The organism is Kitasatospora sp. NPDC058965 (genome assembly GCF_042741245.1).
Classification (GTDB): Bacteria; Actinomycetota; Actinomycetes; order Streptomycetales; family Streptomycetaceae; genus Kitasatospora.
Genome location: NZ_JBHYKG010000018.1, coordinates 22,752 through 36,836, shown reverse-complemented (window position 1 = coordinate 36,836; position 14,085 = coordinate 22,752). Strand labels below are relative to the sequence as shown.

Annotated in this window: 10 protein-coding genes; 4 read left to right on the top strand and 6 right to left on the bottom strand. The window is 73.0% G+C overall.

Annotation, left to right across the window (positions count from 1 at the left end; genetic code table 11):
- Nucleotides 1-17 precede the first annotated feature (17 nt).
- Nucleotides 18-1,244, bottom strand: a complete 1,227-nt coding sequence (locus ACFW1A_RS05590; RefSeq protein WP_380404627.1) for an ABC transporter substrate-binding protein — start codon at nt 1,242-1,244, stop codon at nt 18-20.
- 570 nt (nt 1,245-1,814) lie between these two features.
- Complete coding sequence (locus tag ACFW1A_RS05585; RefSeq protein ID WP_380404624.1) at nt 1,815-2,285, bottom strand: PaaI family thioesterase; 471 nt, start codon at nt 2,283-2,285, stop codon at nt 1,815-1,817.
- A gap of 234 nt (nt 2,286-2,519) precedes the next feature.
- On the opposite strand from ACFW1A_RS05585, the gene polA reads away from it, so the two are divergent.
- Nucleotides 2,520-5,192: a DNA polymerase I gene (polA, locus tag ACFW1A_RS05580; protein ID WP_380404667.1), complete on the top strand. Its 2,673-nt coding sequence runs from the start codon at nt 2,520-2,522 to the stop codon at nt 5,190-5,192.
- Between the two features lie 98 nt (nt 5,193-5,290).
- Nucleotides 5,291-5,593 (top strand): hypothetical protein, encoded by a 303-nt coding sequence (locus ACFW1A_RS05575; RefSeq protein ID WP_380404621.1) that lies wholly within the window; start codon nt 5,291-5,293, stop codon nt 5,591-5,593.
- Nucleotides 5,594-5,600: 7 nt separating this feature from the next.
- On the opposite strand, the gene hrpB is transcribed toward ACFW1A_RS05575, so the two are convergent.
- Both hrpB and ACFW1A_RS05565 read right to left on the bottom strand, forming a co-directional pair.
- Nucleotides 5,601-8,129, bottom strand: a complete 2,529-nt coding sequence (gene hrpB / locus ACFW1A_RS05570) for an ATP-dependent helicase HrpB (RefSeq protein WP_380404619.1) — start codon at nt 8,127-8,129, stop codon at nt 5,601-5,603.
- An 11-nt stretch (nt 8,130-8,140) separates the two neighbouring features.
- Entirely contained in the window at nt 8,141-8,992 is an 852-nt protein-coding gene (locus ACFW1A_RS05565) for a class I SAM-dependent methyltransferase (RefSeq protein ID WP_380404616.1), read from the bottom strand.
- A 382-nt stretch (nt 8,993-9,374) separates the two neighbouring features.
- On the opposite strand from ACFW1A_RS05565, the gene rpsA reads away from it, so the two are divergent.
- Complete coding sequence (rpsA, locus tag ACFW1A_RS05560) at nt 9,375-10,865, top strand: 30S ribosomal protein S1 (protein ID WP_380404613.1); 1,491 nt, start codon at nt 9,375-9,377, stop codon at nt 10,863-10,865.
- Nucleotides 10,866-11,148: 283 nt separating this feature from the next.
- Nucleotides 11,149-13,401, top strand: a complete 2,253-nt coding sequence (locus ACFW1A_RS05555) for an MMPL family transporter (protein WP_380404610.1) — start codon at nt 11,149-11,151, stop codon at nt 13,399-13,401.
- Here the strand turns inward: ACFW1A_RS05555 and ACFW1A_RS05550 are convergent.
- Complete coding sequence (locus ACFW1A_RS05550; protein ID WP_380404608.1) at nt 13,388-13,537, bottom strand: hypothetical protein; 150 nt, start codon at nt 13,535-13,537, stop codon at nt 13,388-13,390. The two genes, ACFW1A_RS05555 and ACFW1A_RS05550, sit on opposite strands and share 14 nt — an antisense overlap.
- 71 nt (nt 13,538-13,608) lie before the next feature.
- Nucleotides 13,609-14,052, bottom strand: coding sequence for a MarR family winged helix-turn-helix transcriptional regulator (locus ACFW1A_RS05545; protein WP_380404605.1), 444 nt, complete (start codon nt 14,050-14,052; stop codon nt 13,609-13,611).
- Nucleotides 14,053-14,085 lie beyond the last annotated feature (33 nt).

Sequence of the window (14,085 nt, the reverse complement as noted above, 5' to 3'; positions counted from 1 at the left end):
GCTGGCGGTGGGTCAGGTCAGCTGGTGTAGGTACCGGTCTTGACCGAGGCCCACTTGCCGTCCTTGACCTGGTAGACGGTCAGCTGCTTGTTGTTGGTGTCGCCGTACTCGTCGAAGGAGACGTGGCCGGCGATGCCGTCGAAGTCGGACTTCTGCACCGCGTCGACGATCTTGGAGCGGGCGTCCGTGGGGAGCTTGCCGCCGTTGGCGGACATCACGCTGCCGACGGCCTTGATGATGGCGGTGGCGGCGTCGTAGGAGTAACCGCCGTAGGTGCCGTAGTCGCCCTTGAGGCCGGAGGCCTTGTACTTGGCGATGAAGTCCTTGGCGCTGTCCAGGGTGTCGATCGGCACGCCGACCGAGGTGGCGAGGTCGCCCTCGGAGCCGGAGCCGGCGGTGGAGATGTAGGTGTCGGAGAACATGCCGTCGCCGCCGAACAGCGGGATGTTGGCACCGGCCGCCTTGAGCTGCTTGGTCAGCAGCGAGGACTCGTCGTACTGGCCGCCGTAGTAGAGCAGGTCGGCGCCGGAGTCCTTGATCTTGGTGACCAGGGTGGAGAAGTCCTTGTCACCGGTGGAGACGTGGTCGGTGCCGGCGATGGTGCCGCCGTCCTTGGTGAAGGAGTCCTGGAAGATCGCGGCCAGGCCGGCGCCGTAGGTCTGCTTGTCGTCGACGACGAAGGCCTTCTTCTTGCCGATGCCGCTGGCGTACTGGGCGGCGAAGGCGCCCTGCAGCGCGTCGGTGGTGGCGGTGCGGAAGTAGGTCTTGAAGCCGCGGACCTTCTTGCCGGTGCCCCAGTCCGGGCCCTGGGTGAGCTTCGGGTTGGTGTTGGAGGGCGAGATCTCGACCAGGTTGGCGGTCGCGAAGACCTGCTGCATCGAGGCGGCCACACCGGAGTTGAGCGGGCCGACGACGCCGAGGACGGTGTTGTCGGAGACCAGCGCTGTGGCGTTCTGCTGGCCGGTGGCGGGCTGGGCCTGGTCGTCCAGGGCCTTGACCTTGAAGGTGACGCCGGGGACGGTGTGGTTCTTGTTGGCGTCGTCGACGGCGATCTGCACGCCGCCCTGGATGCCGAGGCCGGTGGCCGAGTTCTGGCCGGACAGCGGCGCGTCCACGCCGATCGTGACGACGGTGCCGCCCGAGGAGCTGTCGCCGGCCTTGTCGCCGCCGCGCGAGCCGCAGGCGGTGACGGTGAGGGCGCCGGTGAGGGCGATGCTCAGGACGAGCAGAGAACGATGACGCACGAGGGTCCCCTTCTGGTGTGAAGGCTGCGGGCCGAGATCGGCCGTTCGCCAGGTCGCGCGCTGGGGCAGCCCGATGTGCTTGACCCGGTCCGGTGGCGCGGTGACTGGCGGTGACTCTAGAGTGCGGCGGCCGACGGGGGCAGGGGTGTGCGCCTGCTGTGATTCTTCTGTTATGAGCACCGCATGTTTCCGTCTCGCATGCTGGACTTTCGGCCCTCGCCCGGCCCGGGTCGACGGCGCCGTGACAGCAGCGAAGCCTGAGTAGAGCCTTAAAGGGAACAGCTGGGGGACAATCCGTCCGTTTTTCGGACGCAAGTGTCCGGAGCAGATCGACCGGTCGCACGCGTCCGATATCCGGACTTGACGCAGTTGAACGCCCTTCGTGGCGCAGTCGGACGGGGTTGCGGAGCGGGTCAGGTGCAGATTGCCCGCATGTTACGCAGCGTTACAGCCAGGGGAACCGTCGCCGGACGCGCCGAGGCCCCCTCGCGCGGCCAGACCTGCCCAGTACGGGCGGTGGCCAAACGAGGGGGCCTCGACGAGCAGGGGTGCCGGGGGCGTGCGTTCCGGTTACAGGTCGCGCAGCGCGCAGGTGAGCCGGCAACTGGTCAGCCGGCGGCCGGTGTCGTCGGTGATCGCGATCTCGAAGGTGGCGGCGGTGCGCCCCTTGAACACGGCGGTCGCGACGCCGGTCACCAGGCCCGAGGTGGCCGAGCGGTGGTGGGTGACGTTGAGGTCCACGCCGACCGCGTAGCGGCCCGGCCCGGCGTGCAGCATCGACCCGATCGAGCCGAGCGTCTCCGCCAGCGCCGCCGAGGCGCCCCCGTGCAGCAGGCCGTAGGGCTGCTGGTTGCCCTCCACCGGCATGGTGCCCACCACGCGGTCCGCCGAGGCCTCGACGATCCGGATGCCCATCCGGTCCCCGAGGGTGCCGCCGGAGAAGGTGCCCGGGTCCACCCCGAGCTTGGCGAAGTGGTCGAGCACGTCCTGCGGGACGTCGAGCTTGACGGGGGCGGTGCCGGAAGCGGGCAGCTCGGTCATCCGTGGTCTCTCCTGCCGGTCGAGGGTGGGCCGCGGGGGCGGCCCTTTCGTGATCGTACGACCGCCGGTCCGCGCCGGTGCCGGTCGGGGCTGTCGGTGGCGGGCGATGTCGGTGCGGCGCCCTAGGATCGGGGGCGGCAGTTGGAGTCGGCAGGAACGGACGTGGACGTGGCGACGCAGGGCGCGAAGCAGGGCACGCAGCACAGCGGCGACGGGGCCGGCCGGCCCCGGCTGATGCTGCTCGACGGGCACTCGCTGGCCTACCGGGCCTTCTACGCCCTGCCGGTGGAGAACTTCAACACCTCCACCGGGCAGCCGACCAACGCGGTCTACGGCTTCGCCTCGATGGTCGCCAACACGGTCCGGGACGAGGCGCCCAGCCACCTCGCGGTCGCCTTCGACGTCTCCCGCCAGACCTTCCGCTCCGCCGAGTTCCCCGACTACAAGGCCAACCGGGCCAAGACCCCGGACGAGTTCCGCAGTCAGGTCGGCCTGATCGGCGAGCTGCTGGACGCGATGCACGTGCCGCGGATGTCGCTGGAGGGCTTCGAGGCGGACGACATCATCGCCACCCTGGCCACCGCCGCCGAGGCGGCCGGCTTCGACGTGCTGATCGTCACCGGCGACCGGGACTCGCTGCAGCTGGTCACCGAGCACACCACGGTGCTCTACCCCACCAAGGGCGTCTCCGAGCTGACCCGCTACACCCCCGAGAAGGTCGCCGAGAAGTACGGGGTGACGCCCAGTCAGTACCCGGACCTGGCCGCGCTGCGCGGCGACCCGTCGGACAACCTGCCCGGCATCCCCGGCGTCGGCGAGAAGACCGCCGCCAAGTGGGTCAACCAGTTCGGCTCCTTCGAGGAGCTGGTGGCCCGGGCCGACGAGGTCAAGGGCAAGATCGGCGAGAAGCTGCGCGAGAACCTGGACTCGGTCAAGCGCAACCGGATCCTCACCGAGCTGGTCCGCGACGTCGAACTCCCGCTCGGTGTCGAGGACCTGGCCCGCGTGCCGTTCGACCGCGAGGCGGTCGGCCAGCTGATGGAGTCGCTGGAGTTCCGCAACCCCAACTTCCGCGAGCGGGTGTTCGGCCTGGACGTCGGCGCCGCCGAGGAGCCGGTCGCCGCCGCCCCCGGCATCGAGGTGGCCGGCGACCTGCTCTCGGAGCAGGGCGAGCTGGCCGCCTGGCTGGCGGCGAACGCCGACCGGCCGGTGGCGCTGGCCGCGCTGCACCAGTGGGCGCTGGGCAGCGGATCGGTCCAGGAGGTGGCGCTGGCCACCACCGAGGCGGCCGCCTGGTTCGACCCGACCGCGCTGGCCGAGCAGGACGAGCGCGCCTTCGCCGCGTTCCTGGCCGACCCGGAGCGGCCCAAGGCGCTGCACATCGCCAAGCAGGTGATCCGCGCCTTCGCCGAGCACGGCTGGACGGTGGCCGGGGTGAGCGCCGACACCGCGCTCGCCGCCTACCTGGACAAGCCCGGTCGGCGCACCTTCACCCTGGACGCGCTGGCCGAGGAGTACCTGGGCCGCTCGCTCGCCCCGGCCGCGGCCGCCGAGACCGGCCAGCTCACCTTCGACGCCCCGGAGGAGGACCCGGCCGCCGGCGCCCGCGCGCTGATGGTCCAGGCCCGTGCCGTGCTGGACCTGGCCGCGCACTTCGACGTCCGGCTGGCCGAGGTCGGCGCGGTCGAGCTGATGCACGACATGGAGCTGCCGATCGCCGCACTGCTGGCCCGGATGGAGCGCACCGGCATCGCGGCCGACCGGGCCTGGCTGGAGTCGCTGGAGCAGCAGTTCGCCGCCGAGATCCAGCGGGTGGTCGAGGAGGCGCACGCCGCCGCCGGGCACCCGTTCAACCTCGGCTCGCCCAAGCAGCTGCAGGAGATCCTGTTCGGCGAGCTCAACCTGCCCAAGACCAAGAAGATCAAGACCGGCTACACCACCGACGCGGACGCGCTGACCTGGCTGGCCACCCAGACCGACAACGAGCTGCCGGTGGTCCTGCTGCGCCACCGCGACCAGGCCAAGCTGCGCACCACGGTGGAGGGCCTGCTCAAGACGGTCTCGCCGCAGGGCCGGATCCACACCACCTTCAACCAGATGGTGGCCGCCACCGGCCGGCTCTCCTCGCAGGACCCGAACCTGCAGAACATCCCCGTGCGCACCGAGGAGGGCCGGCTGATCCGCCGCGCCTTCGTGGTCGGCGAGGGCTACGAGTCGCTGCTGACCGCGGACTACTCGCAGATCGAGCTGCGGATCATGGCCCACCTGTCCGAGGACGAGGCGCTGATCGAGGCCTTCGCCAGCGGCGAGGACCTGCACACCACGGTCGCCTCCTCGGTCTTCTCGGTGGCCCCGGCCGCGGTGGACGCCGAGATGCGGCGCAAGATCAAGGCGATGTCCTACGGCCTGGCCTACGGGCTGTCCGCCTACGGCCTCTCCCAGCAGCTGGGCATCAAGCCGGCCGAGGCGCAGGGCCTGATGGACACCTACTTCGAGCGGTTCGGCGGGGTGCGCGACTACCTGCACCGGGTGGTCGAGGAGGCCCGGGCCACCGGGTACACCGAGACCCTGCTCGGCCGCCGCCGCTACCTGCCCGACCTGACCAGCGACAACCGCCAGCGCCGCGAGATGGCCGAGCGGATGGCGCTCAACGCCCCGGTCCAGGGCTCGGCGGCGGACATCGTGAAGATCGCGATGCTGCGGGTGGACGAGGAGTTGACGAAGGCTCGGCTCGCCTCCCGGATGCTGCTCCAGGTGCACGACGAAATCGTGCTGGAGCTGGCCCCCGGCGAGCGCGAGCAGGTCGAGGCCCTGGTCCGCGAGCAGATGGCCGGCGCCTACGCGCTGCGCGCCCCGCTGGACGTCTCGGTCGGCGTCGGCGCGAACTGGGAGGCGGCGGCGCACTGAGGGCGGGCGGCGGCAGGGGCCCCGGCCACCTCGGCGGGGCACCGGCGTTCGCGTTACAACTGAGGTAGGACCCTGCCGTCGGCGAGGAGATGAGGGCGATGTTCGCACGCTTGAGCACCCACCAGGGGGAGCCGATCGAGGCGGAGATCGATCTGGGGGCCGGCAGTGCGCTGCCGATCGAGCAGTTGCAGCAGAACGAGGGGTTCCGGGGGGTGTACTTCCTCGCCGACCGGGCCTCGGGGCGGACGCTGACGCTGACCCTGTGGGCGGACGAGGCGGCGTTGCGGGACAGCGAGGGGACCGCGACCCGGATCCGCAAGGAGAGCGACCTCCGGGAGCGGACCGCGACCCTGTCGGTGGAGCGGTTCGAGGTCGGCTTCACCCACCTCGCCGAGGACTGACCGGGCGTCAGCGGCGCGGATTGGCGCGCCGGGTGGGCTCGGCCGTGGTCGGGTCCTCCGGCCAGGGGTGGCGCGGGTAGCGCCCGCGCAGCTCGGCCCGCACCGCGCGGTAGCCCTCGCGCCAGAACGAGGCCAGGTCCCCGGTGACCGCGGCCGGCCGCCCCGCGGGGGAGAGCAGCTGCACGGTCAGCGGGACCAGGCCGCCGGCCAGCGCCGGGGCCGCCTGCCAGCCGAACAGCTCCTGCAACTTCACGGAGAGCACCGGCCGCTCGCCCGTGTAGTCCACCCGGATCCGCGAGCCGCTGGGCACGGTGATCCGCTCCGGCGCCAACTCGTCCAGCCGGCCCGCCTCGCCGGTGCTCCACGGCAGCAGGCGCTGCAGGGCACCGGCGGTGTCCAGCCGCTCCAGGTCGGCGCGGCGCCGGGCCCGGGAGAGCTCCGGCTCCAGCCACTGCCCGGCCGCCGCGAGCAGCGCCGACTCACTCACGTCCGGCCACGGCTCGCCCAGTGCGCGGTGCAGGAAGGCCAGCCGCTCGCGCAGCGACCGCCCGCCCTCGGTCCAGCGCAGCAGCTCGCCCACCCCCTCCTTGGCCAGCCCCGCCAGCAGCGCACTGCGCACCAGGGCCGGGTCGGGGGCGCCGAGCGGCTCGCTGCCGAGCTCCAGCGCTCCGAGCGCGGTGAGCCGACGGGCCGTCAGGTCGCCGCGCCGGCTGCCCGGCGGGGTGGCCCAGTGCACCTCGTCCCGCCGGTCGAGCAGGTGCGCGGCGGCGGTGCGCGCGGTCGCCTCGTCGATCACGGCGGCCCGCCGGATCCGGGCCGAGGCCGCGCCGGTCGGCCGGTCGGCCACCGCCACGGCCAGCCAGTCGGCCTCGGCCAGCGCCGAGCCGGGTGTGGTCTCGGCCGCCGTGCCGGAGGCCATCAGGAAGGCGCCGCCGCGGGCCCGGGCCACCCGCTCGGGGTGGGCCAGCGCGACCACCAGCCCGGCGGCCCGCCGCTCGTCCGCCTCCCGGCCCGGGCCGGCGCCGTCCAGCTGCCCGAGCAGTCGCCGGCTCTCCTGGCGCCAGCGCCCGCCGTAGCCCTGCGCGCCCTCGGCCCGCACCGAGCGCCAGATCTGCGTCAGCTCGTCGCCCAGGGCCCGGGGCGGCTCCTCGGAGAGCAGCGCCACCAGCTCGGCGGCGCGGCGGGCGCCCACCAGCGGTGCGCCGTCGTGCAGGGCGCGGGCCAGCCGCGGGTGCAGGCCGGTGCGGGCGAACAGCCGCCCGCGGTCGGTGGCCCGGCCGCTCCCGTCCACCGCGCCGAGCGCCAGCAGCACCTGCCGGGCGGCGGCCAGCGCGCCTGCCGGCGGCGGGTCGAGCAGGGCCAGCGAGGCCGCCTGCGGGTCGCCCCAGCAGGCGGCCTGCAGGGCGAACGGCGCGAGGTCGGCGAGCGTGATCTCGGGGCGCGGGAAGCGCGGCGCCCGGGCGTCCTCCACCTCGGCCCAGCAGCGGTAGACCACTCCGGGCGCCTCACGGCCGGCCCGGCCTGCCCGCTGTCGCCCGGCGGCCAGCGAGGCGCGCACGGTGACCAGTCCGGACAGCCCGCGGGCGTGGTCGGTGCGCGGCTCGCGGGCCAGCCCGCAGTCCACCACCGTGCGCACCCCGGGCACGGTCAGCGAGGACTCGGCGACCGAGGTGGAGAGGATCACCCGGCGGCGCTCGCCGACGGCCAGCGCCGCGTCCTGCACCGCCTGCGGGGCCTGCCCGTGCAGCTGCAGCACCTCGGCGTCGACCGGGCCGATCATCCCAGCCACCCGGGCGATCTCGCCGACCCCGGGCAGGAAGCAGAGCAGGTCGCCCGGTTGCTCCTGCAGCGCCCGGCGGACGGTGGCCGCGACGTGCTCCAGCAGGGCCGGGTCCACCCGGGTGCCCTGCGGCGGGCGCACCGCGCGCGGCGGCGGCGCCCACACCACCCGGACCGGGTGCGCCGTGCCGTGGGCCGTCACCACCGGTGCGCCGCCGAGCAGCGCGGACCAGGCGTCGGTGTCCGAGGTGGCCGAGGCGACCAGCAGCCGCAGCTCGGGCCGCAGCGCCGCGCGCACGTCCAGCAGGAAGGCCAGCGCGGTGTCCGCGTCCAGGTGCCGCTCGTGGCACTCGTCCAGCAGCACCACGTCCACGCCCGGCAGTTCGGGGTCGCGCTGCAGGCGCTGCAGCAGCACGCCGGTGGTCACCACCTCGACCACGGTGTCCGGGCCGACCCTGCGGTCGCCGCGCACGGTGTGCCCCACCCGCGCACCCACCCGCTCGCCCAGCAGCCAGGCCATCCGCCGGGCCGCCGCCCGCACCGCGAGCCGGCGCGGCTCGGCGACCAGCACCCGGCGCACCGGGCTGCCGGGCGCGTCCAGCAGTCCGGCCAGCGCGAGCGGCACCAGGGTGGTCTTGCCGGTGCCGGGCGGCGCGGCCAGCACGGCCGTGCCGGCGGTCTCCAGCGCGCGGGTCAGCTCGGGCAGGGCGGCCCGCACCGGCAGGTCGGCCCAGGGGGCGAGGGGGTCGGCGGTCACAGGGGCAAGTATCAGTTCCGGCGGGAGACGAAGATCGCGGTGCCCGGCAGGTACTTGCCGCGCAGCGGGCTCCAGCCCTCCCAGGCGTCGGTCAGCTCCTCGGGCCACTCCGGCTCGACCAGGTCGAGCAGGGTGAACCCGGCCGCGACCAGCTCGCGGACCCGGTCGCCCATGGTGCGGTGGTGCTCGACGTAGCTGGCCCGCCCCCGGTCGTCCTGCTCGACGTACGGGGTGCGGTCGAAGTAGGAGCCGCTGGCGGTCAGCCCCTCCTCGCCGCCGTCGTCCGGGAAGGCCCAGCGGATCGGGTGGGTGGTGGAGAAGACCCAGCGCCCGCCGGGGCGCAGCACCCGGTGCACCTCGCGCATCAGGCCCGCGGTGTCGGCGCTGAACGGCACCGCGCCGTAGGCCGAGCAGGCCAGGTCGAAGGAGCCGTCGGCGAACGGCAGCGCCGCGGCGTCCGCCTGCACCAGCGCGACGGGGACGCCCGCGCGGCCCAGGTCGATCCGGCGGGCGTGCTGCAGCTGACGGTAGGACAGGTCGAGGGCGACCGGGCGGGCGCCCTGGCCGGCCAGCCAGCGCGAGCACTGGGCGGCGCCGGCGCCGATCTCCAGCACGTCCAGGCCGGTCAGCGAGCCGGCCGGGCCGAGCAGCCGGGCCCGCTCCTCGTCCAGGCCCTCAGGGCACCAGGTGAACCGGTCGTCGCCGAGGAAGGAGCCGTGCTCCTCCTGGTACTCGTCCGCGTTGCGGTCCCACCACTGGCGGCTGGCCCGGGAGCTCTCCTCGACCGCGGCCGGGCGGCGCACCGCCACGTCCTCGTCGTCGTCCTCGTGCCCGGCAGGGCCAGGGGCGGTGTCCAGGGTCATGCTGCGCCTCGCGTAGGGTAGGGGGTGCGGAAAGCGCCGCTGCGTGGCACCGACTCCGGCGGGGTCGGGACCAGGCGGTGGCATCCGGGGAAACGGGTCCCGAGGGCTGCCACTCCACACACCGACCAGCGGTCGGGCGTGCTGCGCAGTTGCGAGGATATGGCCTGATCCATCCCGGCCTGGACGGTCTCGTCAGCTTCGACGTTGACCGTGCCTGGCTGTCCCCGTATGCTACAAGTTGCGCTGCGGGCCTGCGCGCCTCGGACGGAGCAGGTCGCGCTCGCATCTGTCGAAGACCCCACGGGCTTTTCGGTGGGAGCGAATACGGGCCCCCGCGTGGCATTACCTACGACTTCATGTCCGTACCGGAGCCCTTTTCCTAATGACGAGCCCCACCGACACCTCTGTCAGCACCACCCCGCAGGTCGCGGTCAACGACATCGGCGACGCGGAAGCCTTCCTCGCCGCGATCGACGAGACCATCAAGTACTTCAACGATGGCGACATCGTCGAGGGCATCATCGTGAAGGTCGACCGTGACGAGGTGCTCCTCGACATCGGTTACAAGACCGAGGGTGTCATCCCCTCCCGCGAGCTGTCGATCAAGCACGACGTCGACCCGCACGAGGTCGTCTCCGTCGGTGACGAGATCGAGGCCCTTGTTCTCCAGAAGGAGGACAAGGAGGGTCGTCTGATCCTGTCCAAGAAGCGCGCGCAGTACGAGCGCGCCTGGGGCACGATCGAGAAGATCAAGGAAGAGGACGGCATCGTCACCGGTACCGTCATCGAGGTCGTCAAGGGTGGTCTCATCCTCGACATCGGCCTCCGTGGCTTCCTCCCGGCGTCGCTGGTCGAGATGCGCCGCGTGCGCGACCTGCAGCCCTACGTGGGCAAGGAGCTCGAGGCCAAGATCATCGAGCTGGACAAGAACCGCAACAACGTGGTCCTGTCCCGCCGTGCCTGGCTGGAGCAGACCCAGAGCGAGGTCCGCCAGACCTTCCTCACCACCCTGCAGAAGGGCCAGGTGCGCTCCGGCGTCGTCTCCTCGATCGTCAACTTCGGTGCCTTCGTGGACCTGGGTGGCGTCGACGGCCTGGTGCACGTCTCCGAGCTGTCCTGGAAGCACATCGACCACCCGTCCGAGGTTGTCGAGGTCGGCCAGGAGGTCACCGTCGAGGTTCTCGACGTGGACATGGACCGCGAGCGCGTCTCCCTGTCGCTGAAGGCGACCCAGGAGGACCCGTGGCAGCAGTTCGCCCGGACCCACCAGATCGGCCAGGTCGTCCCCGGCAAGGTCACCAAGCTGGTTCCGTTCGGTGCGTTCGTCCGCGTGGACGAGGGCATCGAGGGTCTGGTCCACATCTCCGAGCTGGCCGAGCGCCACGTGGAGATCCCGGAGCAGGTCGTCCAGGTCGGCGACGAGATCTTCGTCAAGGTCATCGACATCGACCTCGAGCGTCGTCGCATCAGCCTCTCGCTGAAGCAGGCCAACGAGTCCCTCGGTGCCGACCCGGCGTCGGTCGAGTTCGACCCGACCCTGTACGGCATGGCTGCCTCGTACGACGACCAGGGCAACTACATCTACCCGGAGGGCTTCGACCCCGAGGCGAACGACTGGCTGCCCGGCTTCGAGAAGCAGCGCGAGGAGTGGGAGCGCCAGTACGCCGAGGCGCAGGCCCGCTTCGAGCAGCACCAGGCCCAGGTCATCAAGAGCCGCGAGGCCGACGCCGAGGCCGCTGCCGAGTCCGGTGACGCGGTTGCCGCCTCCGCCGGTGGCTCCTACTCGTCCTCCAGCGACGAGGGCTCCGGCGCTCTCGCCTCGGACGAGGCGCTCGCCGCCCTGCGCGAGAAGCTGGCCGGCGGCCAGAGCTGAACCGCGCAGCAGTCGGTGGCTGACTGCTAGTCGGTCGGGCCCCACCCGGATCTCCGGGTGGGGCCCGTTCGCGTTTTCCGGGGGCGCCCGGGCCGGTGTGCGGGTGCGTCTTAGGGAGTAGCGGCGGCGGCCCGGCGGCCCTGTTCGAGTGCGGGTTCAACTGCGGAAAGTGGTGTGATCAGGGGCTCATCCCATTTTTATGGGTCTTTTAGGACAGAACACCTAGCGTGGACGGAGTTGCCCACGGGCCCACCCGCCCCGCACGCTAGGCAGTTTCCGCTTGATGCGTCTTCATGCTGCTTCCTCCGCCCTCCCCGCCGCCGCACCCGGCCGGCTCGCCGCCCTCGGTCGGTTCTGCCGTCGCCACCGGCGCTGGGTGCTGGCGTTCTGGCTGGTCGTGCTCGCCCTCGGGGTCCTGATCGGGGGTCGGGTCTTCGAGAGCTCGGTCGCCCACACCGCCTCCGGCGGGGCCGAATCGGCCCGCGGCGCCGCGGTGGTCACGGCCGCCGACCCGGCGGCCGGTGACATCACCGCCGTGGTCGGCGGCCGCCCCGTGGACACCCCCGAGGTGCGCCAGGCGGTCACCGCCGCGGCCCAGGACGTCGCCGGGATGCCCGGGGTCCTCTCGGTGGCCGACTACTACCAGGGCGGCCCGCAGGCGGGGGCGCTGAAGGCCCAGGACGGCAACGGCAGCCTGGTCACCGTGCGGATGGCGGACGGCTCCACCGCCAAGGAGCAGGACGCGGTGGCCAAGCGGCTGGGCGCGGTGTCCGCGCCGGGCACCAAGGTCGCCGTCGGCGGCGACCTGGTGGTCCAGCAGCAGGTCAAGGCGCAGACCCAGTCCGACACCACCTTCGGCGAGGTGGTCACGCTGCCGCTCACCCTGGTCGTCATGGTGCTGGTCTTCGGCGGGCTGGCCGCGGCCGGCCTGCCGGTGATCGGCGCGGTCGGCTCGGTGGGCGGCGCGCTGCTGGCGATGTTCGGCTTCAGCCGGATCATGGACCTGGACACCTCGGTGCTGCCGATCGCCACCGTGCTGGGCCTGGGACTGTCGATCGACTACGCGCTGCTGATGGTCAACCGGTTCCGCGAGGAGCGCGGTGCCGGGGTGGCGCTGGTGGCCGCGATCGAGCGGACCGCGGCCACCGCGGGGCGCACGGTGGCGTTCTCCGGGCTGACCGTGGCGGTCGCGCTCAGCGGCCTGTTCGTCTTCACCAGCCCGGTCTTCCGGGCGGTGGCCGCCGCCGGCGTGAGCGTGGTGGTGATCGCGGTGCTGGCGGCGCTCACCCTGGTGCCCGCGCTGCTCGGCTTCGTCGGCCACCGGATCAAGCCGCCCAAGCACCGCGAGCCGGACGAGGGCTTCTTCGCCCGCACGGTGCGCCGGGTGCAGCGCCGGGCGGTCCCGGTGGCGCTGGTCTGCGTCGCGCTGCTGATGGCGGCCGGTGCGCCGTTCCTGAGCGCCGAGATGCGCAGCACCGGCGCGGCCGCACTGCCCACCGGCTCCAGCGGGCGCCAGGTTGCCGAAACGATTCAGCACCAGTACCCGCAGGTCGCGCCGGCGCCGGTGACCGTGGTGGTCGAGGCCGGTGCGCAGGCGGCCCAGCAGTACGCGGACACCGTGGTGGCCGGGCTGCCGGGGGTGTCCGGGGTGCGCGCCGTGCAGCCGGTGACCGACCGGCTGAGCACCGTGGAGGTGCTGGTGCCCGGCGACCCGCAGGGCGGCCAGGCCAAGCACGTGGTCAACGAGCTGCGGGACCACCGCGGCGGGCTGACCACCTACGTGACCGGGGACGCGGCGGGGGTGGTGGACTTCCAGCACGAGCTGGCCGACCGGGGTCCGTGGGCGCTCGGGCTGGTGGCGGTCGGCACCCTGGTGCTGCTCTTCCTGATGACCGGCTCGGTGGTGATGCCGATCAAGGCGCTGGCGATGAACCTGCTGTCGCTGGGCGCCTCGCTCGGCGCGCTGACCCTGGTCTTCCAGCACGGCTGGTTCGCCGGCTGGCTCGGCTTCACGCCCACCGGCGGGCTGGAGACCTTCATCCCGGTGCTGGTCTTCGCCTTCGCGTTCGGGCTGTCGATGGACTACGAGGTCTTCCTGCTGGCCCGGATCAAGGAGTTGACCGACCAGGGCTACGGCTGCCGGCAGGCGGTGCAGCTGGGGCTGCAGCGCAGCGGTCGGATCATCACCTCGGCGGCGCTGCTGATGGTGATCGTCTTCGCCGGGTTCGCGGCCGGGCAGATGCTGATGGTCAAGGAGATGGGGATCGCGCTGGCGGTGGCGGTCGCGGTGGACGCCACGCTGGTCCGCTGCCTGCTGGTGCCGGCCACCATGACCTTCTTCGGCGAGTTCAACTGGTGGGCGCCGGCCCCGCTGAAGCGGCTGTACCGGCGCTACGGGCTGCGCGAGCACGTGGAGCTGCCGCCGACCGGGGTGCCGGCGGCCCGCCCGGTGCCGGTCGGGGCGAAGGCGCCGCTGGTGCCGGGACCGCGGCGGCGCTTCGCCCGGACCAAGACCGCGCCCGTCAGTGCCCGTTGACGCAGGCGTTGCCGAAGTCGGAGCCGAGCGCGCCGACCAGGTTGTCCGTGGTGCAGGCCGCGGCCGCGCCCGCGCCGGTGAGGATCAGGCCGACCAGGGCGGCGGTGAGCAGCAGCGAGGTGCGCAGCGAGGTCATCGGGAGGGGTCCTTCGTTCGCAGGGGAGTCGATGCCCTGCTCAACGCGCGAGCGGCCCGGAGGTGACTGGCTCACAGCCGCCGGGGCGGCGGGGTGATCCGGCGCACCAGGGTCAGCGCCTCGCCCAGGGTGCGCTGCTCCTCGGGGGTGAGCTGCTCGGCGATGGCGGTGGCCAGCCGGGCCTCGCGGCGGGTGCGCTGGTCGTGCAGGGTGGCGATGCCGGCCGGGGTGGCGTGCAGGACCAGTTTGCGCCCGTCGGTGGGGTGCGGCTCCTGGGTGATCAGGCCGGCCTGGAGCAGCTGGGAGACGGTGCGGGCCATCGACTGGTGGCGCACGTTCTGACGGTCCGCCAGCTCGGCGGTGGTGTGCGGCCCCTCGCGGACCAGCCAGCCCAGCGCGCCGGCCTGCGGCTGCGGCAGTACCGACTCCTCGGTCCGCAGGTGGCGCACCAGGTTGCCCAGTGCGCCGCGCAGGTCGGCGGCGAGCTGGTGCGGGTCGATCTCACTGCTGCTCATGGTCCTCATTCTAGTCATGCAGCCAAACTGTGC